19 protein-coding genes are annotated in these 21206 nt (G+C 53.2%); 11 read left to right on the forward strand and 8 right to left on the reverse strand.

The annotated features are described in order from the left end of the window. Positions 1–58: 58 nt before the first annotated feature. From OGV69_RS24100 to OGV69_RS24110, 3 genes are read left to right on the forward strand one after another with little or no spacing between them, the layout of a single operon-like run. Positions 59–1609: a hypothetical protein gene (locus OGV69_RS24100; protein ID WP_038633383.1), complete on the forward strand. Its 1551-nt coding sequence runs from the start codon at positions 59–61 to the stop codon at positions 1607–1609. 26 nt (positions 1610–1635) lie between these two features. Next, positions 1636–2586 (forward strand): carbamate kinase family protein, encoded by a 951-nt coding sequence (locus OGV69_RS24105; protein ID WP_069324833.1) that lies wholly within the window; start codon positions 1636–1638, stop codon positions 2584–2586. 12 nt (positions 2587–2598) lie between these two features. Beyond that, positions 2599–3981, forward strand: coding sequence for an amidohydrolase family protein (locus OGV69_RS24110; RefSeq protein WP_069324834.1), 1383 nt, complete (start codon positions 2599–2601; stop codon positions 3979–3981). 45 nt (positions 3982–4026) lie between these two features. On the opposite strand, the gene OGV69_RS24115 is transcribed toward OGV69_RS24110, so the two are convergent. After that, positions 4027–4908 (reverse strand): nickel/cobalt efflux protein RcnA, encoded by an 882-nt coding sequence (locus tag OGV69_RS24115; protein WP_069324835.1) that lies wholly within the window; start codon positions 4906–4908, stop codon positions 4027–4029. 120 nt (positions 4909–5028) lie between these two features. Between OGV69_RS24115 and rcnR the strand changes: the two genes are divergently transcribed. Further along, positions 5029–5301 carry a Ni(II)/Co(II)-binding transcriptional repressor RcnR gene (rcnR, locus tag OGV69_RS24120; RefSeq protein ID WP_069324836.1) on the forward strand — a complete coding sequence of 91 codons (273 nt, stop codon included), beginning with the start codon at positions 5029–5031 and terminating at the stop codon, positions 5299–5301. Positions 5302–6160: 859 nt separating this feature from the next. On the opposite strand, the gene OGV69_RS24125 is transcribed toward rcnR, so the two are convergent. Both OGV69_RS24125 and OGV69_RS24130 read right to left on the reverse strand, forming a co-directional pair. Then, the gene (locus OGV69_RS24125) at positions 6161–7390 is read right to left on the reverse strand and encodes an amino acid permease (protein WP_069324838.1); all 1230 of its coding nucleotides are present in this window, start codon (positions 7388–7390) and stop codon (positions 6161–6163) included. A gap of 142 nt (positions 7391–7532) precedes the next feature. Further along, positions 7533–7988 (reverse strand): multidrug/biocide efflux PACE transporter, encoded by a 456-nt coding sequence (locus OGV69_RS24130; protein WP_038633369.1) that lies wholly within the window; start codon positions 7986–7988, stop codon positions 7533–7535. A gap of 101 nt (positions 7989–8089) precedes the next feature. Here OGV69_RS24130 and OGV69_RS24135 point away from each other — a divergent pair, with 101 nt between their 5' ends. The 5 genes from OGV69_RS24135 to araE all read left to right on the forward strand — a co-directional run bounded on the left by OGV69_RS24135 (position 8090) and on the right by araE (position 14126). After that, complete coding sequence (locus OGV69_RS24135) at positions 8090–8974, forward strand: LysR family transcriptional regulator (protein WP_069324839.1); 885 nt, start codon at positions 8090–8092, stop codon at positions 8972–8974. Positions 8975–9076: 102 nt separating this feature from the next. Beyond that, positions 9077–10255 carry an acetyl-CoA C-acetyltransferase gene (locus OGV69_RS24140; protein ID WP_006686936.1) on the forward strand — a complete coding sequence of 393 codons (1179 nt, stop codon included), beginning with the start codon at positions 9077–9079 and terminating at the stop codon, positions 10253–10255. Positions 10256–10735: 480 nt separating this feature from the next. Next, positions 10736–11572 carry a 5-dehydro-4-deoxy-D-glucuronate isomerase gene (kduI, locus tag OGV69_RS24145; RefSeq protein ID WP_042310807.1) on the forward strand — a complete coding sequence of 279 codons (837 nt, stop codon included), beginning with the start codon at positions 10736–10738 and terminating at the stop codon, positions 11570–11572. A 58-nt stretch (positions 11573–11630) separates the two neighbouring features. Beyond that, complete coding sequence (gene kduD, locus OGV69_RS24150) at positions 11631–12392, forward strand: 2-dehydro-3-deoxy-D-gluconate 5-dehydrogenase KduD (protein ID WP_003033923.1); 762 nt, start codon at positions 11631–11633, stop codon at positions 12390–12392. A gap of 315 nt (positions 12393–12707) precedes the next feature. Then, a complete protein-coding gene (gene araE / locus OGV69_RS24155) occupies positions 12708–14126 on the forward strand; it encodes an arabinose-proton symporter AraE (protein ID WP_038633360.1) in 1419 nt (472 codons plus the stop codon). Between the two features lie 55 nt (positions 14127–14181). On the opposite strand, the gene OGV69_RS24160 is transcribed toward araE, so the two are convergent. Continuing rightward, positions 14182–15069, reverse strand: coding sequence for an Rpn family recombination-promoting nuclease/putative transposase (locus OGV69_RS24160; protein ID WP_038633357.1), 888 nt, complete (start codon positions 15067–15069; stop codon positions 14182–14184). Positions 15070–15265: 196 nt separating this feature from the next. Next, positions 15266–15592 (reverse strand): cupin domain-containing protein, encoded by a 327-nt coding sequence (locus OGV69_RS24165; protein WP_038633354.1) that lies wholly within the window; start codon positions 15590–15592, stop codon positions 15266–15268. A 141-nt stretch (positions 15593–15733) separates the two neighbouring features. On the opposite strand from OGV69_RS24165, the gene OGV69_RS24170 reads away from it, so the two are divergent. Next, on the forward strand, positions 15734–16441 hold the full coding sequence (locus OGV69_RS24170) for an aspartate/glutamate racemase (protein ID WP_069324840.1): 708 nt from the start codon (positions 15734–15736) through the stop codon (positions 16439–16441). On the opposite strand, the gene OGV69_RS24175 is transcribed toward OGV69_RS24170, so the two are convergent. Continuing rightward, positions 16413–17348, reverse strand: a complete 936-nt coding sequence (locus OGV69_RS24175; protein ID WP_110498789.1) for a LysR family transcriptional regulator — start codon at positions 17346–17348, stop codon at positions 16413–16415. The genes OGV69_RS24170 and OGV69_RS24175 overlap by 29 nt on opposite strands. 118 nt (positions 17349–17466) lie before the next feature. Here OGV69_RS24175 and lysA point away from each other — a divergent pair, with 118 nt between their 5' ends. After that, entirely contained in the window at positions 17467–18723 is a 1257-nt protein-coding gene (lysA, locus tag OGV69_RS24180) for a diaminopimelate decarboxylase (RefSeq protein WP_069324841.1), read from the forward strand. A 101-nt stretch (positions 18724–18824) separates the two neighbouring features. On the opposite strand, the gene OGV69_RS24185 is transcribed toward lysA, so the two are convergent. Continuing rightward, positions 18825–19835 (reverse strand): LacI family DNA-binding transcriptional regulator, encoded by a 1011-nt coding sequence (locus OGV69_RS24185; protein ID WP_069324842.1) that lies wholly within the window; start codon positions 19833–19835, stop codon positions 18825–18827. A gap of 13 nt (positions 19836–19848) precedes the next feature. Continuing rightward, positions 19849–20877, reverse strand: coding sequence for an HTH-type transcriptional regulator GalR (gene galR, locus OGV69_RS24190; protein ID WP_038633343.1), 1029 nt, complete (start codon positions 20875–20877; stop codon positions 19849–19851). Positions 20878–21206 lie beyond the last annotated feature (329 nt).

The following is a 21206-nucleotide window of genomic DNA, read 5'->3' on the forward strand; positions in this document are numbered from 1 at the left end:
TGCAGGGCTGGGCGATCTCCGCGATCGCAAACGATGCTTAACCTGTTAAGGATATTCCATGAACAGCATAAAACTAGAATGGAAACGTGGTGACTGGGCGGCTTACTTTGGGCTGATGACCAACAACCTGACGAACCTGCTGACAATGATGGGGCTGCTCATTTTTGTCGTCGGGATCCCAACCGAAATAGTCTATGGCCGCATTGCGCCTGCCTTTGGCCTGGCGGTGCTGGTGGCCAGCGTCTGCTACGCCTGGTTTGGCCTGCAAATGGCAAAACATACCGGACGTAATGACGTAACGGCGCTGCCGTCCGGGCCGAGCGCACCGTCGATCTTTACCGTGACCTTCCTGGTGCTGATGCCGGTTTATCAGCAAACCAAAGATGCCAACTTCGCCATCCAGATTGCGCTGGTATGGTGCTTTGTGGAAGCGTTAATCCTGGTGGGCGGCTCCTTCCTGGGCGAGACCATCCGCAAGATGATCCCACGAACGGTACTGCTCTCTTGTTTATCCGGCCTGGGCCTGCTGCTGTTGGCGATGAACCCAATGCTGCAGGCATTTGAAGCGCCAACCGTTTCTTTCATCGTCCTGCTGCTGATCTTTATTAACTGGTTCGGTAAGAAGCCGATTTTTGCCCGCATTCCTACCGGTTTGCTGCTGCTGATTGCCGGGACGGCCCTGGCGTGGATCTCGGGTTTGCAAAGCCCGGAAGCGATTAAAGCGTCGATGTCTTCTTTTGGCTTTAACCCGCCGGAAATTCATGTCGACAGCTTCCTGCAAGGGTTGCCGCACGCGCTGCCGTATCTGGCGTCTGCGGTGCCTCTGGGTCTGGCGAACTACATTTTTGACCTCGAAAACATAGAAAGCGCGCACGCCGCAGGCGATGAGTACAACACCCGTAAGGTCATGATGGCGAACGGTTTTGCCTCCATGCTCGGTTGCATGCTGGGCAACCCGTTCCCGGTGACCGTGTATGTCGGCCATGCAGGCTGGAAGGCGATGGGCGCCAGCATTGGTTACACCCTCGCTTCAGGCATCACCATGTTCCTGGTACCGCTGTTTGGTCTGGGGGCGTTTATGCTCGCCATTATTCCGATGACCGCGATAGTGCCGATTTTGGTGTTTATCGGCGTGGTGACCGCCAACCAGGTGGTGCGAGAAACGCCCAAAGTCGAGGTTCCCGTTATCTTCATCTGTCTGTTCCCGTGGATCGCTAACTGGGCGCTAACCATCGTTAATAGCGTGATGGGCGCGGCTGGTACGTCAGCCGGTAAGCTCGGTAGCGACCTGCTGCACAGCAAAGGCGTCTATTACGACGGGCTGGTGCATCTGGGAAGCGGCGCGCCGCTGGCCAGCATGCTGTGGGGCTGTGTCGCCATCTTCGCCATTATGAATAAGCCATTGCGTGGGGCGATTGCCGCCGCCTTTGGCGCACTGCTGTCGCTGTTTGGCGTGATCCACTCCCCGGCGGTCGGCTTTGCAGAGGGCAGCTCGATGATGTTTGTGCTGGCCTACCTGATGATGAGCGGCATGTTTGTCCTCAAGCACGTGCTCGACAGCCGTGAAGCGGTGACTGCGCCTGAGCAGCAACCGACAAAATCCACCTGAATCGCCTGCAAGCGGAAGATGACACTATGAAAGAACTTGTGGTCGTTGCCATTGGCGGCAACAGCATTATCAAAGATAACGCCAGCCAGTCGATTGCGCACCAGGCTGAAGCGGTGAAAGCGGTGGCGGATACGGTGCTGGAGATGCTGGCATCGGACTACAACATTGTGCTGACGCACGGTAACGGACCGCAGGTGGGGCTGGATCTGCGACGGGCGGAAATCGCGCATGAGCGTGAAGGTTTGCCGTTGACCCCGTTGGCAAACTGTGTCGCCGATACCCAGGGCGGCATCGGTTATCTGATCCAACAAGCGCTGAACAATCGTCTGGCGCGGCGCGGCGAGCAGAAAGCGGTCACCGTGGTGACCCAGGTGGAGGTCGATAAAAACGATCCGGGCTTCGCGAATCCAACCAAACCTATCGGGGCGTTCTTTAGCGCAGCCCAGCGCGATGAACTACTGCGGGTCAATCCCGGCTGGCGCTTTGTGGAGGATTCCGGGCGCGGCTACCGTCGGGTGGTCGCTTCGCCAGAGCCGAAGCGCATCGTTGAAGCGGAGGCGATTAAGACGCTAACCCGGCAAGGCTTTGTGGTGATTGGCGCGGGCGGCGGCGGGATCCCGGTGGTGCGTGGTGAGCAAGGTGATTACCAGAGCGTGGACGCGGTGATTGATAAAGATCTCTCCACGGCGCTGCTGGCCCAGGAGATTCACGCCGACATTCTGGTGATCACCACCGGTGTTGAGAAAGTGTGTATTCACTTTGGCAAACCTGAGCAGCAGGCGCTGGATACGGTGGATGTCGCCACGATGACCCGCTACATGCAGGAAGGTCATTTCCCGCCGGGCAGCATGCTACCCAAAATCGTTGCCAGCCTGACATTCCTGGCACGCGGAGGTAAGCGGGTAATCATCACCACGCCGGAATGTCTGCCCGCCGCACTCCGCGGCGAAACGGGTACCCACATTGTCCATTCCTGAGAGGAGATGCGAATGAAAGAAAGTAACAGCCGCCGCGAATTTTTAAGCCAGAGCGGAAAAATGGTGACCGCTGCCGCGCTGTTTGGCGCGGTGGCCCCGGTCGCGTATGCTGCTAATTCTGTCGGGAACACCTGCGGGTCGAAGAGCACAATGACGATTAACGATAAACACTATTACCTGGACAACGTTCTGCTGGAAGCAGGGTTTGATTACGAAAACGCGGTGGCAGTCCATACCCGTACCGCGCTGCAAACCATCGAAATCCAGGACGGAAAAATCGTTGCGTTGCGCGAGAATAAGCAGCATTCGGATGCGACACTGCCGTACTACGATGCGGGCGGCAAGCTGATGCTGCCCGCTATGCGCGACATGCACATCCACCTGGATAAAACCTTTTATGGCGGTCCGTGGCGCTCACTGAACCGTCCGGCTGGCACCACTATTCAGGATATGATCCGCCTGGAGCAAAAGCTGCTGCCTGAACTCCAGCCTTACACCCAGGAGCGCGCGGAAAAGCTTATCGATTTGCTGCAATCCAAAGGTACCTCGATCGCCCGCAGCCATTGCAACATCGAACCGGTTTCCGGGCTGAAAAACCTGGAAAACTTGCAGGCGGTGTTGGCGCGTCGTCAGCCGGGTTTTGCCTGTGAAATCGTGGCATTTCCGCAGCATGGCCTGCTGTTATCAAAATCTGAACCGCTGATGCGTGAAGCGATGCAAGCGGGGGCGCATTACGTTGGCGGTCTGGACCCAACCAGCGTGGACGGGGCGATGGAAAAATCCCTCGACACCATGTTCCAGATTGCGCTGGATTACGATAAAGGCGTGGATATTCATCTGCACGAAACCAGCCCGGCGGGCGTGGCGGCGGTGAATTACATGGTGGAAACGGTAGAGAAAACGCCGCAGTTGAAGGGCAAACTGACCATCAGCCACGCTTTCGCGCTGGCAACGCTGAACGAACAGCAGGTTGACGCGCTGGCGACTCGTATGGCGGCTCAGCAGATTACCATTGCCTCGACGGTGCCGATTGGCACGCTGCATATGCCGCTCAAACAACTGCGTGACAAAGGCGTGGAGGTGATTACCGGGACCGACAGCGTGATTGACCACTGGTCGCCGTACGGGCTGGGAGACATGCTGGAGAAGGCGAATCTGTACGCGCAGCTCTATATTCGCCCCAACGAGCTTAACCTGTCGCGCGCGCTGTTTCTTGCCACCGGCGATGTGCTGCCGCTAAACGATAAAAGTGAACGCGTGTGGCCGAAAGCGCAGGATGAAGCCAGCTTTGTGCTGGTGGATGCCTCCTGTTCGGCAGAAGCGGTTGCCCGCATCTCGCCCCGCACCGCGACCTTCCATAAAGGACAACTGGTGTGGGGGAATGTCGCAAGCTAGTCTGGATTTACGCGCAGCGGCAACTGCTGCTGCGCACACTGCTCGTTAACCGACGATCCCCATATAGCCGTGGATCCCCATATATAAGCCGACCATCGCAATGAGCGCACTGGAAAAATAAGGCGCTTTGCGTGCCAGCGTATTAAATCCACTCCAGCGTTTGGCCGCCTGCTGTACGCTGATTGCTGCGCCCACACCCACCGTCACCAGCGTCAACGCCAGCCCTAGGCTGAAGCACAGCACCATAGTCGCGCCCAGCGTGAAGGCTTTGAGCTGGATGCATATCAGCAGCACCGTAATGGCGGCTGGGCACGGGATAAGCCCGCCGGTCAGGCCGAACAGTAATATTTGGCCGTTGGTGACCTCTTTGCCCGCAAAGCGGCGCTGAATATCAGTGGCATGCGCCCGTTCGTGGGCATCCTGATACTCTTTTGAACCCTCGCTCAGCCCTGCCAGCGCGGCATGGTCATGATCGTGTTCGTGGTGATGATGGTGATGATCATCATCGTGGTCATGATGATGGTGGTGATGATGATGATCGTCATGATCATGGTGATGCTCGTGATGCGTCCGGGCCAGCCAGTTCTGCTCTCCCTGCCAGGTGCGCCAGAACATCCAGAATGCAGTGCCGAGAATAATAATCGCCGAGACAAACTGCAGCCAGGGCTCAACGGCCTGGGCGGTAAACGCTTTGCTGATATACATCCCGCCCAGTGCTATCAACCACACCACGGCGGTATGCGAGAGTGTAGCCGCCAGCCCCAGCATCACCGCCTGTTTGATGGTGCCTTTAATGGCAATAATAAAGGCCGCCATCATCGTTTTCGAATGTCCCGGTTCCAGACCGTGTAACACACCCAATAAAATCGCGCTGGGAATGAAAAACCAGGCATTGCCTTGCTGAAGAAGTGTAGAAAACTCACCCATGAGAATGATTCTTAGTTGTTTAATTTTGCCCGATTCTACTCCCCCCCAGTATGAAATACTACCCCCCAGTAGAATGTCGATGGTATTGTCGCTACGGCAAGACGTTAAAAAGGTAAAGCTATGTCACATACGATCCGCGACAAACAAAAGCTGAAAGCCCGAACCAGCAAGATTCAGGGGCAGGTAGCGGCGTTGAAAACCATGCTGGATGAACCGCATGAATGCGCGGCAGTATTGCAGCAAATCGCGGCGATCCGCGGTGCGGTAAACGGGTTAATGCGTGAGGTGATTAAGTGGCATCTGACCGAGCACATCGTGCATCAGGGCGATGAAATAAAGCGCGAAGAAGATTTGGATGTGGTCCTGAAAGTACTGGATTCGTATATCAAATAAGTCAGTTGAACGGCTCATCCACGTTCAATACCGTCAAGTTAAACATGTAGGGTGAATATGTGATTCTTGCTCAGGGTTCCGTTCACCTCAGCAGTGTCATTTATCTGAAGCATCGATACCCGTGAACGTGTAAAGGGCGTTCTTCGCCACGCCCTTTACAATCCCGGCTCCCGGCGGGAAAATTGCCGCTCCGCGGTCCCCTCCGCTCATTCCTCCAGGCTACCGGGCCGGGCGCGAGGTAGCGTCCTTGCAAAGCGCGCCCTGAGCCAGCATCCATGCTGGCTCTCCCGGCCTTACGGAAACACGTCGGCAATTTTCAGCCGGACCAGCCCACACCTGACCATTTGCGTTTTTTGTTTAAACAGCAAAACAGATTTAACTGGAAGTCAGAGCGTTGAAGCGATGACTCCGGTCCGGCTGAAAATCGATGAGTTGTTGACGGCTGACCGGGGCTGTCCGCAGGGATGCGGACAGAGGGGACGGCCTGCATGGACGCAGGCTCCGCCCCGACCCGACAGGCAGACGGCATAAGACGAATGACAAAATTGCCGGGAGCAATTTTGAACAGCGCTTGCGCTGGCCCCGAAGGGGTGAGCCCCAGGGATGGGGCGAATAATCGCGTAGCGACGATTTTCCCGCCGGGAGCCTGGGTTGCAAGGGAGGCGGCGGTGAGCCTCCCTTGCACGTTCACAGGAATCGGTACTTCAGAGAAACAATGAACATGAGGTGAACGGAACCCTTTCTCTGAGATAGCATGTTCATTACTTCCGCTAACACAGGTTGATACTTTCTGAAACTGAGTCGTTAAATGAGCGGCATCGCACCCAATTTCAGGAGAATGAGCCGTTAACTATACGTTCTAGCCAAAAAACATCACAGATACACACAGCAACCCGACAATCAGAGTGATCAGATTACCCACTGAACGGTACGGCTTTAACGCCGGTATCAGATAAGTGGAGAGAGTCGGCATGATAAACAAAATCATGGCGATGAGTGGCCCGCTAATGGCGTAAATCATTGAAATCGCATTAGGATTAATGCAGCAGACGATAAACGTAATGGCCGAAACTAACATAATGGACAGGGCGCGGTTAAAAGCCCGGCTTTTCTTCACGCCCACCTGATGCAGCGACGTTTTTACCACTTCTGTTGCCCCTTCAATCACGCCAAAGTAGGTGCCAAGGAACGATTTTGACATCGCCACAACGGCGACAATAATCCCGGAAATCGACAGCCATGCCGGTGCGTTTGGCATCATCGATAACGCTGACAGAATGGTCACGCCTTCATTTTTCGCGTCTTCGATATAGTTTGTCGGAATCGAAAGCAAACAGCTGAAGACAAAAAACAGTACGCTCAGGCAGATGATGACGTAGGCGACCTTCATGATTTTTTTGCATTTACCCATGGCCTGCTCGCCGTATTTCTCACGTCGATCAATGGCGAACGTAGAGATAATTGGCGTATGGCTAAAAGCGAAAACCATCACGGGAATAGAGATCCAAACCTGATGAAGCGTGTCCTGATCGAAAGACATCTGGCCGGTGAGTAGCGTTGGCTGCCAGCTTCCGGTCAGGTAGAGCGAAAGGAACAAAAAGTACGCGATGAGCGGGAATACCAGAAAGCCCATAACCCGAATGGTGGCTTGTCGGCCCATCAGAAAAATCAGGTTTAGTACCAGCACCACGCCGAGACTCACCAGCACGCGAACACGCAAATCGATGGCGATATGTTTTGCCAGTTGTTCGGTGAGTGAATTGGTTATCGCCACGGCGTAGATCAGCACGACGACAAAGAAGGCAATAAAATAGAGAGTGGTGATCAGGTTACCGATCTTCTTGCCGTAGTAATGGGTGACTGCACCGGTGATGCCTTCGCCTGCTGACGTTTTTGACGACAGGATAAACTGGCACAGCGCCTTGTGTGGCCAGTAGGTTAAAGGCCAGGCCACGAGGGCGGTGATAAACAGCACCACCGCGCCTGCAGAACCCAGCTGTATGGGGAGGAAGAGGGTTCCTGCGCCGACGGCAGTCCCATATAGTGCGAAGCTCCAGAGAGTCTCTTCTTTTGACCAAATTTTCGACATTATTTGAACGTATCAACTATAAAATAAACAAAAAGAAGCGCAATTTACCACAAATGAGAGGGGCTGGGGGAAGTGTGAACAAGCGGGCTGGTGAATGGATGAATAGCCGGAATCAAGATAATTCCGACTATTTATTGAATTATCAGGCAGTAACGCGCTGCTGGCGGCGCTTCATCATGCGCTCGCGTAATGTGTCATACGCCCAGTTATAGAACATGGTGTACGGCAGGAAGAACAGGAAGAAACCTATTTCCAACGTGAATGCCTGAAGCAGGCTGACGTTCAGCACGAACGCCACGATACTCACCCCGATCACAATAAACCCGCTCTCGAAGCCTAAGGCGTGAAAGGCGCGAACTTTAGCCGTACGTTTTACCCGATGCGACGGCCATAAGCGGTCAAACAGGGCGTTATAAATGATATTCCAGATCATCGCCGTGGTAGCCAGAATAATGGTCAGTCCGCCCATTTCCAGCACTGAACGCTGCATCAGCCACGCGGTAGTCGGCGCAAGGATCGCGGTGGCTATGCCTTCAAAACAAACGGCATGAAAAATTCGCTCTACTAACGAGCGGCGCTGGACTGTATCGTGTTGCATAACCTCAAACCTTCTTTGATGCCCGGATAACGGAATGGTGGCAATTTTATCGTTTTATGTGATATCTAAAAGATAGTATCCATCGATAAAGTAGATAGTTCATGCGTTACTCTCCTGAAGCGTTAACGGCATTTGTAGAGACCGTTTCCTGCGGCTCATTTTCTGCGGCGGCCCGACGGCTGCGTAAAAGCCAGTCCACTATCAGTACGGCAATTGCGCATCTGGAAGCCGATCTCGGTTTTGCGTTGTTTGACCGATCCTCCCGTCAGCCAACGCTGACCGAAGAAGGTAAACGGGTGCTGGGCTATGTGCAGGCAATTTTGACGGCCAGCGAACGTCTCGATGAGGCGGCAATCTCGCTGTCGGGTGAGACGGAGGCGCGCCTGACCTTCGTGCTTTCGGACACGCTGCACCCGGATGTGCTGGAAGAACTGATGGTGCAGTTTGACCGCAAGTTTCCGCATACCGAGTTTGAATGTCTGATTGGTGAAGATGAAGACGTGATCGATCTGCTGCAAAAAGGGCGCGCGCAGGTCGGATTGATTGAGGCAAGAGAGGATTACCCGACCGACATGGGCGTGACGCGGCTGCCGATGCAATCCTGGATGGGGTTGTACGTTGCGGACTCGCATCCGCTGGCGAGTCAGGAAAAACTACAATGGGAACAACTCCACACCTGGCGCGAACTGCGCCTGAATACCTACCTGGAAAGCGGTACTAACGTGGCGCGCGGACCGGTCTGGTCAGCACCTAACTATTTGTTGTTGCTGAGTATGGCGGTTCAGGGATTCGGTTGGTGCGCGCTCCCTTGTGCGCTGGTGGAGGAGTTTGCCGCGGAAAAACCGCTGGTTCAGCTACAGGTGCCCGGCTGGCCAAAGGCTATCTCTATCGATCTGTTGTGGAATAAGAAATCACCGCCTGGCGTGGCGGGAAGTTGGCTGCGCGACCATTTACAGCAGAGTGGCGTTCAGATGACCAATAAATGATACGAAATTCCTTTGTGATAAAAATCACCATTTTTAAACAACTTTGATAACTACTTTTAACAATCATCTACTATTGCGGTGTTATTTTGCGCTGAGGTCGTGATGAAAGAGGTTGTGATAGTCGGGGCGTTAAGGACACCGATCGGCTGCTTCCAGGGAACACTGGCGCGCCACTCTGCCGTTGAGTTAGGCAGCATGGTGGTCAGAGCGTTGCTGGAACGCACGGGCGTGGATGTTCACGCCGTGGATGAAGTGATCCTCGGGCAGGTGCTTACCGCAGGTGCCGGGCAGAACCCGGCCCGTCAGTCCGCCATCAATGGTGGGCTACCTAATACCGTTTCCGCCATCACCATTAACGATGTTTGCGGTTCGGGGCTGAAAGCGCTGCATCTGGCGACCCAGGCTATCCAGTGCGGTGAAGCTGACATTGTGATTGCCGGCGGGCAGGAGAATATGAGCCGTGCGCCGCATGTCCTTACCGATAGCCGCACTGGCGCACAACTGGGGAACAGTCAACTGGTCGACAGCCTGGTGCATGACGGTCTGTGGGATGCTTTCAACGATTATCATATGGGCGTCACTGCGGAAAACCTGGCGCGGGAATATGGCATTAGCCGTGAATTACAGGATGCCTACGCGCTGCACTCGCAACACAAGGCTCGGATGGCCATCGACGCCGGACGCTTTAAAGATGAAATCGTGCCGGTGGTGACCCAGCGTAATGGTCAATCATTCGTAGTGGATACCGATGAGCAACCGCGTACCGATGCCAGTGCGGAAGGGTTGGCGCGTCTGGATCCTACCTTCGACCGGCTCGGTTCGGTCACTGCGGGGAACGCCTCATCCATCAACGATGGCGCCGCCGCGGTGATGATGATGAGCGAAGCCAAGGCGCAGGAGCTGAATTTGCCGGTGCTGGCCCGCATTCGCGCGTTCGCCAGCGTCGGGGTCGATCCCGCACTGATGGGGATTGCGCCAGTGTATGCTACGCGCCGCTGCCTTGAGCGTGTGGGCTGGCAACTGGCTGATGTTGATCTGATCGAAGCCAACGAAGCGTTCGCCGCGCAGGCATTGTCCGTTGGGAAAATGCTGGAGTGGGATGAGCGGCGGGTAAATGTGAACGGCGGCGCTATTGCGCTTGGCCATCCGATTGGCGCATCGGGTTGTCGTATTCTGGTTTCGCTGGTGCATGAAATGGTGAAACGTCGGGCGCACAAAGGGCTGGCAACGCTGTGTATAGGCGGTGGTCAAGGGGTGGCGCTCGCTATCGAACGAGACTAACGATCTTAGATTTCCCTTCTTAAACACCTTTTTAGTGTGTTACCCCGGCATCCATAAAAAAGCCCTCCAACAGGAGGGCAAGGCCAGTTACAGAAACATACACTCTAAACGCCGTCAATATATCAAAACATTGTTTCATTTCATGTGATTGACTGCGCACTTTGTCAGCAAAGGTGTGCGAACATCGTATGTGCCCGGCTGTATTTTCAATGTCTTATCCCTGCCACTCATGATTATCTCCTTTGCATTTTGTCTATCTAATTGTTTTAAATGATTTTATTTGAATTGCTCCCGCGATTTATTTGCCGAGCGTGATCGCAATTACACTTTTGATAATAAGCTGCGGAAAAAGTGAAACAACGTTTCATTTGCAATTGAAAACCCTATCCGGGAGGGCTATCATGAGCGCATTAGATAAAACGGAACAGCGTTTTGCTATTCGTTAAAGTATTCACGGTCAATTTATCACTGGAGGTAAATGTGGACGTAAGACAAAGCATCCATAGTGCGCATGCAAAAACCCTCGACACTCAGGGGCTGCGTAATGAGTTTTTGGTCGAAGAAGTATTTGTCGCAGATGAATACACCATGGTTTACAGCCACATCGACCGTATTATTGTCGGCGGTATTATGCCTGTGGCCAAAACCGTCTCTGTGGGTGGCGAAGTCGGTAAACAACTGGGCGTAACCTATTTTCTCGAACGCCGTGAGCTGGGTGTGATTAACATCGGTGGTCCGGGCACGATTACCGTTGACGGTCAGTGCTATGAAATTGGTCATCGTGATGCGCTGTACGTCGGCAAAGGGGCAAAAGAAGTCGTGTTTGCCAGCGTTGATACGGCGAAACCGGCGAAGTTTTACTACAACTGCGCGCCGGCCCACACGACTTATCCAACCAAAAAAGTCACGCCTGCTGACGTTGCGCCAGTGACGCTGGGCGACAACCTCACCAGTAATCGTCGCACCATCAATAAATATTTTGTGCCGGATGTGCTGGAAACCTGCCAGTTGAGCATGGGCCTGACTGAACTGGCGCCGGGCAACCTGTGGAACACCATGCCGTGCCATACCCATGAACGCCGTATGGAAGTCTACTTCTACTTCAACATGGAAGAAGATACCTGCGTCTTCCACATGATGGGACAGCCCCAGGAAACGCGTCATATTGTGATGCACAACGAGCAGGCGGTGATTTCGCCGAGCTGGTCTATTCACTCAGGCGTTGGCACAAAAGCTTATACGTTCATTTGGGGCATGGTTGGTGAAAACCAGGTCTTTGATGATATGGACCATGTCGCCGTCAAAGATCTGCGCTAGTTGCGGGCGACAGCCGTGCCTGTCTGCGGCGGGCATTATAAAAAATTAAGGATTTACAATGATTTTGAATGCATTCTCTCTTGAAGGTAAAGTCGCCGTTGTGACCGGTTGCGACACCGGCCTGGGTCAGGGTATGGCGCTGGGGCTGGCGGAAGCGGGTTGCGATATTGTCGGTATCAACATTGTTGAACCGACGGAAACCATCGAACGTGTGACCGCACTGGGCCGCCGTTTCTTAAGTCTGACCGCCGACCTGCGCCAAATTGATGGTATTCCAGCGCTGCTGGAGCGCGCAGTGGCAGAATTCGGCCATATCGATATTCTGGTCAACAATGCGGGCCTTATCCGTCGTGACGATGCGATCGACTTCAGCGAAAAAGACTGGGATGACGTGATGAACCTGAACATTAAGAGCGTATTCTTTATGTCTCAGGCCGCGGCGAAGCACTTTATCGCTCAGGGTAACGGCGGCAAAATTATCAATATCGCCTCTATGCTCTCTTTCCAGGGCGGTATCCGCGTTCCGTCTTACACCGCGTCTAAAAGCGGCGTAATGGGCGTCACCCGTCTGATGGCGAACGAGTGGGCAAAACATAACATCAACGTCAACGCGATTGCGCCGGGTTATATGGCGACCAACAACACTCAGCAACTGCGTGCTGATGAGCAGCGTAGCGCAGAAATCCTCGATCGTATTCCGGCAGGACGTTGGGGACTGCCGAGCGACCTGATGGGGCCTGTCGTGTTCCTGGCGTCCAGCGCGTCTGACTATATTAACGGCTATACCGTTGCGGTAGACGGCGGCTGGCTGGCACGTTAATACATACTCTGAACAACAAACCCTGTCATCTGGCAGGGTTTTTTTTGGTTTTAAGTTATTTTAATCCATATTCTGTCTATAAATTAATCCATACATAATTATATATGTATGAATTTGTAATGTTTAATCCTCTTTAATATCAATAAATTAAATTTAATTGAGTGGTTGCTGATAAATTTTAAAATTGGAATATCCATCACATAACGAGGTGGTGTAGCTATTTCATCCATGTTTTTGCCGTTTCCCGCCTGACGCTCCATGTAAGGGATCCCTTACTTTCAGGGACATGGTTTACTCTGTATCTGGCAGGAAAAAATGGTCTCAATAAATAATGATGCTGCTTTAGCGCCGCGCCCTGTGCGCGATACGCGACGTATGAATATGTTTGTCTCTATCTCTGCGGCTGTCGCAGGATTGTTATTCGGCCTGGATATTGGCGTGATAGCGGGCGCGTTGCCTTTCATCACCGATCATTTTGTCCTGACCAGCCGCCTGCAGGAGTGGGTGGTGAGCAGCATGATGCTGGGTGCGGCAATTGGCGCACTATTTAATGGTTGGCTGTCATTCCGCCTGGGACGTAAATACAGTCTGATGGCGGGCGCGATCCTTTTTGTCGTCGGATCTCTGGGATCGGCGTTTGCGTCCAGCGTTGAAATGCTTATTTTTGCCCGCGTGGTACTGGGCGTTGCGGTGGGTATCGCGTCTTACACCGCGCCGCTCTATCTTTCCGAAATGGCCAGTGAGAATGTGCGCGGTAAGATGATCAGTATGTACCAGTTGATGGTTACGCTGGGTATTGTGCTGGCCTTTTTATCTGATACGGCATTTAGCTACAGCGGTAACTGGCGCGCCATGTTGGGGGTGCTGGCGCTCCCGGCGGTTTTACTGATTATCCTGGTGGTTTTCCTACCGAACAGTCCGCGCTGGCTGGCGGAAAAAGGTCGCCACATCGAAGCCGAAGAAGTATTGCGTATGCTGCGCGATACGTCAGAAAAAGCCCGCGATGAGCTGAACGAAATCCGTGAAAGCCTGAAGCTGAAGCAGGGCGGCTGGGCGCTATTTAAAATTAACCGTAACGTGCGTCGCGCGGTTTTCCTCGGAATGTTGTTGCAGGCGATGCAGCAGTTCACCGGGATGAATATCATCATGTACTACGCGCCGCGCATTTTTAAAATGGCGGGCTTTACCACCACCGAACAGCAGATGATTGCCACGCTGGTGGTCGGCTTAACGTTCATGTTCGCCACCTTTATTGCTGTTTTCACGGTTGATAAAGCCGGACGCAAACCGGCGCTGAAAATTGGTTTCAGCGTGATGGCCATTGGGACGCTGGTACTCGGCTATTGCCTGATGCAGTTTGATAACGGCACGGCTTCCAGTGGTCTATCCTGGCTGTCAGTCGGTATGACCATGATGTGCATTGCAGGTTACGCGATGAGCGCCGCGCCGGTGGTGTGGATCCTCTGTTCGGAAATTCAGCCGCTGAAATGCCGCGATTTTGGTATTACCTGCTCGACCACCACCAATTGGGTGTCGAACATGATCATTGGCGCCACGTTCCTGACGCTGCTCGACAGCATCGGCGCGGCGGGTACATTCTGGCTGTATACCGCGTTGAACGTCGCTTTTATCGGTATTACATTCTGGCTTATCCCGGAAACCAAAAACGTCACGCTGGAACACATCGAGCGCAAGCTGATGTCGGGTGAGAAGCTAAGAAATATTGGGGTGTAAGTGAGCAGAGAGCCCGATAGATCAACTCATTATCGGGCTCCCATTGCTACCTGTTTCAATGTGGAGAGGCCTGCCTGGCGAGGATGTCCTTAGCAGACAGCCCGGTTATCTTTAGTATAATTTCATGACTAATACCATTCGCTAACATCATCTGGGCAATGCGTAATGCCTCTTGTTGTTTGGCTTCCTGTTGCAATACTTCCGCGATAGTCATCAGACGTTCCTTTTGCTGTGGTACCCGATAGGCAACCTCACGGATAAATTTATCAACGTGAGGCGTATTTCCAAACTGCATCATGTAATTAAATAGCGTTTTGAGCTGGCTGTCATTAGCGTATCCCGTAGCCAGCAACGAGACCAGTTGTTCCACTAATCCCATTAAATCACGCTTGCGGATATGTTTTTGCATCAATTCCAGCAGTGCTATACGGCGATGTTGCATAATTTCGTCATCGGGTATTACGGTGATATCTACCAGCGGAAATGTTGCTGAGTATAACTGTCGTGCCAATGCGGGATCGTCAAACTCATCCAGCCAGCAGAGTGAAAAGGGGTAGGGGCTGAGAGCGCCATGATAAAACAGCATCGGTATCACCAAAGGTAATGTTTTATGGCCAGCATCCAGATGGCGTTGCATTGCAGCCATGGCGTAGCGCATTAGCCGAAATGCCATGTGAGCGTCTGGCGAACTCTGATGCTCAATAACAACATAGATATATCCAACGCCTTCGTTTGTTTTTAATGACCACAGTACGTCGGAGTAGCTGGCTCGCAGGCTATCCTCAATAAAACTGCCTGATTCCAGTTTTAGTGTTTGCAGATCACATAGCTCCCGCAAGGTTGATGGAAGATAGATATCCAGAAAATCTCTTGCGGTATCGGGATGGTACAAGAACTGTTTGAAGACCGCGTCATGTGGAGTGGCCGTTGTCATTTTTGTCATGGCGATCCGTCACCGTTAATTAAATTAACGTGACTGTAATAGCCCACATGGCGGGGCGCATCTCGGAATTAACGCTTATGCGAGCTGGTATCGAAGGAAAATACCCCACCTTGTAACGTATGCATTTTTAGGGAACTGAGTACGCATTTTAGCGTGTTCTCAGACCGGTCAGTAGCATGGTTTGAGAACAGCGAAATTACCCGTGCAGAAAATCGTCGCGCATCGGAGTGAACGTATCGAGTAATGTTCCTGCTTTTAAGCAGACGCAGCCATGCATAATGTTGGGCTGTTTATACAGGGTGTCACCTGCGGAAACGACATGCTTTTCTTCCCCAATAGTAAATTCAAACTCACCGGATAAAACGTAAGTCAGCTGTTCATGCGGGTGGTTGTGCAGCGGACCAATCGCGCCCTGCTCGAAGTTCACCTCAACCGCCATCATTTTACCGTCGTGAGCAAGAATGCGACGGGTAACGCCATTGCCCAGATCTTCAAGCGTGGTCTCTTTATGAAAAATAAACATCCGACATTCCTGTAAGTTAGTGAAACGGTGTTTTATTAAATTTATATCAGCAAAGTATAAAAAGAAATGCACACCAACAGATGTGGAAAGTTGATCACATCTTTGGTTCACTGAAGAGGTAACAACAAATGAGGGGAAGCGATGAAAACGATCGGTCTGTTAGGCGGTATGAGCTGGGAATCTACCATTCCTTATTATCGACTCATTAATGAAGGGGTAAAACAGCGTCTGGGTGGCCTGCATTCGGCACAGATTCTGTTGCACAGCGTAGATTTTCATGAGATTGAAGCCTGTCAGTCCAGCGGCGACTGGCAGCGGGCCGGGCAGATCCTCGCGCAGGCCGCCAGAGGGCTACAGGAGGCGGGAGCTGAGGGCATCGTGTTGTGTACCAACACGATGCACAAGGTTGCTGAGGCGATTGCAACCGCCTGTGATGTACCGTTCCTGCATATTGCTGATGCCACTGGTCGCGCCATACAAAAGCAGCAGATGAGCAACGTGGCGCTGCTGGGTACGCGCTACACCATGGAGCAGGATTTTTACCGTGGGCGCTTACAGGCTGAATTTGGCATTAGTACGCTTATCCCTGACGCTAACGACCGGCAAAAAATAAACCTGATTATTTTCGATGAGCTGTGCCTCGGCGAATTCAATGAAACGTCCCGCGATTATTACCTCAGTGTGATTGCTCAGCTGGCTAAGCAGGGCGCGCAAGGGGTAATTTTTGGCTGTACCGAGATTGGTCTGCTGGTACCAGCCGAGCTAAGCCCACTACCGGTTTTCGATACTGCGGCTATCCATGCGCAAGATGCGGTGGAGTTTATGCTTTCGTCTGTGGATGCAAAATAGCGTTCAGCGGATCGATTAGCTTCGGCAGATGGGCTTGCAGATGTGCGGTGAAAGCATCTACCAGCGCCGAGGCGGGGCGATGAAGCGGGTGAATCAGGCTGACCGTAAACGGTACCGAAATACTGAAACGGCGGATAACGATCCCGCTGCTGGCGTAATCCAGCGCCGTTAATGGATTGACCACCGAGATCCCCACACCCGCCCGCACCATTGCACAAATTGAAGCAGCGCTATGGGTTTCTATTACCATGCGGCGTTTCACTTGGTGCTCATTAAACAGGGTATCCAGAAGCTGACGGTAGCTGTCGGTCCGCGACAGGCTGATGTAGTTTTCGCCCTGAAAATCCTGCGGTGTGAGCACGGATTTCTCGGCCAGCGGATGTCCCTGTGGCAGCACGCATACTTCATCCAGCGCCAGCAATTCTGTACGTTTAGTTCCTGCTGGGGTATGCAGAGTTTCTGTGATCCCCAGATCGTGGCGTTGCGCCGACAGCCACTCTTCCAGCAATGGTGACTCCTGCGGCACTATCTGAATATTGACCTGCGGGTAGCGTGTGAGGAATGGCTCCAGCAGCGGCGGTAAAAAAGACTGCGAGAACACCGGCAGGCAGACAATCGATAATTCGCCCTGACGAAATTCGCGCAGACTTTCGGCGGCGCTCACAATCCTGTCCAGACCATACCAGGAACGTTGTACCTCTTCAAACAGACGTAACCCTTGCACGGTCGGATGCAGCCTGCCACGCGAACGTTCGAACAGCGTTAATCCCAGCACTTTCTCGAATCGGGCCAGTTCCCGACTGACGGTCGGCTGCGATGTATGTAGCATCCGCGCGGCTTCCGTCAGATTGCCTGCGGTCATGATGGCGTGAAAAATTTCAATATGGCGCAGGTTAACGGCGGGCATGGCGAATCCTCGAATGATGTAATCCATATCATTTTTGCATAGACTCACGATAAAACGATATTTTTTATTCTTTTCGGGCTGTGGCGTAATCATAAAAAAGCCAATACCGGAGCACACCATGCCACGCCCACTCAACAGCACTGATACCGATCTCACCGCCGACAACCTGCTATGCCTGCCCGCTGAATTTGGCTGCCCGGTGTGGGTGTATGATGCGCAGATTATCCGCGCGCAGATTGCCAAACTGAGCCAGTTTGACGTGGTGCGTTTTGCCCAGAAGGCATGCTCAAATATTCATATTCTGCGCCTGATGCGCGAGCAGGGCGTGAAGGTCGATTCCGTCTCGCTGGGCGAAATTGAACGCGCGCTGGCGGCGGGTTTTGAGCCGGGAAAAGATGAGATTGTCTTTACCGCCGATATGATCGATGGCGCGACGCTCGCCCGGGTGCATGAATTGAGCATTCCGGTAAATGCCGGTTCAGTGGATATGCTGGAACAACTGGGTCAGCTTTCGCCGGGCCATCGCGTGTGGCTACGCGTGAACCCTGGCTTTGGTCATGGACATAGTCAGAAAACCAACACCGGCGGCGAGAACAGCAAACACGGTATCTGGTACAGCGATCTACCGGCGGCGCTGGAAGTGATCCAGCGCTATCAGTTGAAGCTGGTTGGCATTCATATGCATATCGGATCCGGCGTCGACTACGGCCATCTGGAACAGGTGTGCGGCGCGATGGTGCGTCAGGTTGTCGAGTTTGGTCAGGATCTGGAGGCGATCTCCGCGGGCGGCGGGCTGTCGATCCCATATCGCGAGGGCGAAGAGGCGATCAACACCGATCATTATTTTGGGTTATGGAACGCCGCGCGCGATCAAATTGCGCGTCATCTGGGTCACGCTGTTAAATTGGAGATCGAACCGGGCCGTTTTCTGGTGGCGGAATCCGGCGTGCTGGTGGCGCAGGTGCGCAGCGTAAAAGCGATGGGCAGCCGTCACTTTGTGCTGATTGACGCAGGCTTCAACGATTTGATGCGCCCGGCGATGTACGGTAGCTATCACCATATCTCTGCACTGGCGGGAAATGGCCGTTCTCTGGAGCAAGCCGCGCAAATAGAAACCGTAGTAGCCGGGCCGCTGTGTGAGTCCGGCGACGTCTTTACCCAGCAGGAAGGCGGAAATGTGGAAACCCGTCTGCTGCCAGCGGTGGTGCCGGGGGATTATCTGGTGCTGCATGATACCGGGGCGTACGGCGCGTCAATGTCGTCAAACTACAATAGCCGCCCGTTGCTGCCGGAGGTGTTGTTTGATCACGGCGTGGCGCGACTGATTCGTCGTCGTCAGACTATTGATGAGCTACTGGCGCTGGAATTAATCTGAATACAGCGTTGTGAAAAGCCGGATGGCGCTACGCTTATCCGGCCTACGAAACTCTCTGTGGGGTTGTAGGCCGGATAAGGTGCTTGCGCCACCATCCGGCACTATTTGTAATATGGCCCCGTTGTCACCGATTCCCGCAACACCAGTTTGCCAGTAAACGGTGGGATCGGCTCTACGCTCTCACCGTTGGCCAGACGGATAGCCTGGTCAATTGCCGTTGTTATCATGGCGTCAATCGGCAGATAGACGGTAGAGAGTCCCGGCTCCAGCCATTTAGCGCTGGGCGCATCGTCAAAACCAAACAGCGAGACGTCCGTCGGGATCTTCAGGCCAGCCTGATGCAACGCTTTTGATGCACCTAATGCCATGTCATCGTTACAGGCGAACAGGGCGCTGAATGTCACCCCTTCCTCCAGCAGCTCACGACAGGCTTCATAGCCACGCGTCATCGTTGAATCGCCGTATTTAACCTTGCCGGGATCCCAGGGAATACCGTTTTTTTCCAGCGCTTTACGATATCCCATCAAACGTGATTTACCGGTAGGGGTATGGCCCGGCACGGTGATGCAGGCAATATCGCTATGCCCCTGGGAGATCAGATAATTGACCGCCTGGAACGCGGCTTCTTCCTGTTCAAAGAAAATCGCGCGATCGCGGGCCTGACTGACATCACGGTTAATGACCAGCAACGGCATAGCAATGCTGTTCATCAGTGACATAATCGCCTGCTCACTCATATAACGGGTATAGAGAATAATGGCATCACACTGCCTGTCGGCCAGCATTTGTACGGCTTCCTGTTCACGCTCCGGCGTGTCGTGACCGTCGGTGACGATCAACTGCTTACCGTGAGATTCCGTCTGGCGCGAAGCCTGTTGCAGCAGGCGGCCAAAGTAGAATCCATCAAACGTGGAAACCACCAGGCCAATGCTATTGCTGGTACGGTTCGCTAAAGAACGCGCTAAAAAATTGGGTCGATAATCAAGTGCCTGCATGGCCTTAAACACTTTCTGGCGCGTGCTCTCTTTTACCTGACCCGTACCATTCAGCACGCGCGAAACGGTCGCTTTTGAGACGCCAGCGTGTCGTGAAACGTCCAACATCGTGGTCATGACGCTATCCTGGTTAATCGTTTGACGAAGAATTGCCCGGCTCTGTCAGCGTCGAAACGGAATGGCGGCGCACCAGAGTTGGGTTAAATACGTGGGTGATTTCAGGCGCGGGTCGCTTCTCCGCCAGCGCAAGCGCCAGTTCAGCGGCCTGGGTTGCCATCGTCACTATCGGATAGCGTACCGTGGTCAAACGTGGACGCACATAGCGGGAAACCAGCACATCATCGAAGCCGATCAGGGAAATTTCGCCTGGTACATCAATGCCGTTATCATTTAACACGCCCATCGCGCCAGCCGCCATTGAGTCGTTATAGCAGGCTACAGCCGTGAAGTTTTTACCACGGCCAAGCAACTCGGTCATGGCCTGCTCACCGCCGCTCTCATCCGGCTCGCCAAAGGTCACCAGCCGATCGTTAATCGGTATATTGCTCTCCGTCAGCGCATCGTAATAGCCTTGCAGGCGATCCTCCGCATCTGAAATGGTGTGATTGGAGCACAGATAACCGATACGGGTATGGCCCTGCTGAATAAGGTGTCGGGTAGCCAACCACGCGCCGAAGCGGTCATCGAGGGCAACGCAGCGTTGTTCGAATCCTGGCAGAATTCGGTTGATCAATACCATGCCGGGGATTTGCTTCATTAATGAAGCCAGATCTGCATCCGGGATGATTTTGGCGTGGACAACAAGCGCAGCGCAGCGGTGGCGAATAAGCTGTTCAATTGCCTGACGTTCCTTCTGTTCATTATGGTAGCCGTTGCCGATCAGTAAAAAATTACCGGTGTTATAGGCCACCTGCTCGACAGCTTTAACCATTGCCCCAAAAAATGGATCTGACACATCACCAACCACCAGTCCGACGGTTTCGGTAGATTGTTGCGCCAGCGCACGCGCGTTGGCGTTGGGGTGGTAGCTGAGTGATTCCATTGCACTCGTTACGGCCAGACGCGATGCTTCGCTGGCTTTGGGGGAATCATTAATCACTCGAGAAACGGTGGCGACTGATACACCAGCTAGTCGGGCTACATCCTTTATGGTCGCCATGATAGTACCTGTTGTGGGTAAACGCTTACATTGTGTCAGTGTTACGGAAAACGGCTGGCTGTTCAAGCAGATTGCCTGTCAGGACGTCGCAAATGTGAGCGCGCGCGAGCGAAGTAAGACAGAAAATAGAAAACACTAATTTTTACTTACACTTTGCGATGTGCTGTTGCGATTGTTTGCTGGTGAGGGCACTGAGCAGATTGCTAAAGTTGGGATCCCAGAGGTATTGATAGGTGAAATCAACTTTCGGGTTGATCACTAGATTTACACCAGCCTGCGCAGATGCGCAGGTTTTTTTTGTCTTCGGCCTATCTGTAACAGTAACCGAT

It is taken from the genome of Citrobacter sp. Cc139, from assembly GCF_030334645.1.
Taxonomy (GTDB): domain Bacteria; phylum Pseudomonadota; class Gammaproteobacteria; order Enterobacterales; family Enterobacteriaceae; genus Citrobacter; species Citrobacter werkmanii.

What these genes read in the sequence shown, in the direction of transcription:
- araE (WP_038633360.1), top strand. Translation starts at nt 12,708, where the DNA reads ATGGTCTCAATAAATAATGATGCTGCTTTAGCGCCGCGCCCTGTGCGC.
- galR (WP_038633343.1), bottom strand. Translation starts at nt 20,877, where the DNA reads ATGGCGACCATAAAGGATGTAGCCCGACTAGCTGGTGTATCAGTCGCC.
- OGV69_RS24185 (WP_069324842.1), bottom strand. Translation starts at nt 19,835, where the DNA reads ATGACCACGATGTTGGACGTTTCACGACACGCTGGCGTCTCAAAAGCG.
- OGV69_RS24135 (WP_069324839.1), top strand. Translation starts at nt 8,090, where the DNA reads ATGCGTTACTCTCCTGAAGCGTTAACGGCATTTGTAGAGACCGTTTCC.
- OGV69_RS24105 (WP_069324833.1), top strand. Translation starts at nt 1,636, where the DNA reads ATGAAAGAACTTGTGGTCGTTGCCATTGGCGGCAACAGCATTATCAAA.
- OGV69_RS24165 (WP_038633354.1), bottom strand. Translation starts at nt 15,592, where the DNA reads ATGTTTATTTTTCATAAAGAGACCACGCTTGAAGATCTGGGCAATGGC.
- OGV69_RS24115 (WP_069324835.1), bottom strand. Translation starts at nt 4,908, where the DNA reads ATGGGTGAGTTTTCTACACTTCTTCAGCAAGGCAATGCCTGGTTTTTC.
- kduD (WP_003033923.1), top strand. Translation starts at nt 11,631, where the DNA reads ATGATTTTGAATGCATTCTCTCTTGAAGGTAAAGTCGCCGTTGTGACC.
- OGV69_RS24125 (WP_069324838.1), bottom strand. Translation starts at nt 7,390, where the DNA reads ATGTCGAAAATTTGGTCAAAAGAAGAGACTCTCTGGAGCTTCGCACTA.
- OGV69_RS24175 (WP_110498789.1), bottom strand. Translation starts at nt 17,348, where the DNA reads ATGCCCGCCGTTAACCTGCGCCATATTGAAATTTTTCACGCCATCATG.
- OGV69_RS24170 (WP_069324840.1), top strand. Translation starts at nt 15,734, where the DNA reads ATGAAAACGATCGGTCTGTTAGGCGGTATGAGCTGGGAATCTACCATT.
- OGV69_RS24130 (WP_038633369.1), bottom strand. Translation starts at nt 7,988, where the DNA reads ATGCAACACGATACAGTCCAGCGCCGCTCGTTAGTAGAGCGAATTTTT.
- OGV69_RS24100 (WP_038633383.1), top strand. Translation starts at nt 59, where the DNA reads ATGAACAGCATAAAACTAGAATGGAAACGTGGTGACTGGGCGGCTTAC.
- rcnR (WP_069324836.1), top strand. Translation starts at nt 5,029, where the DNA reads ATGTCACATACGATCCGCGACAAACAAAAGCTGAAAGCCCGAACCAGC.
- OGV69_RS24160 (WP_038633357.1), bottom strand. Translation starts at nt 15,069, where the DNA reads ATGACAAAAATGACAACGGCCACTCCACATGACGCGGTCTTCAAACAG.
- OGV69_RS24140 (WP_006686936.1), top strand. Translation starts at nt 9,077, where the DNA reads ATGAAAGAGGTTGTGATAGTCGGGGCGTTAAGGACACCGATCGGCTGC.
- OGV69_RS24110 (WP_069324834.1), top strand. Translation starts at nt 2,599, where the DNA reads ATGAAAGAAAGTAACAGCCGCCGCGAATTTTTAAGCCAGAGCGGAAAA.
- lysA (WP_069324841.1), top strand. Translation starts at nt 17,467, where the DNA reads ATGCCACGCCCACTCAACAGCACTGATACCGATCTCACCGCCGACAAC.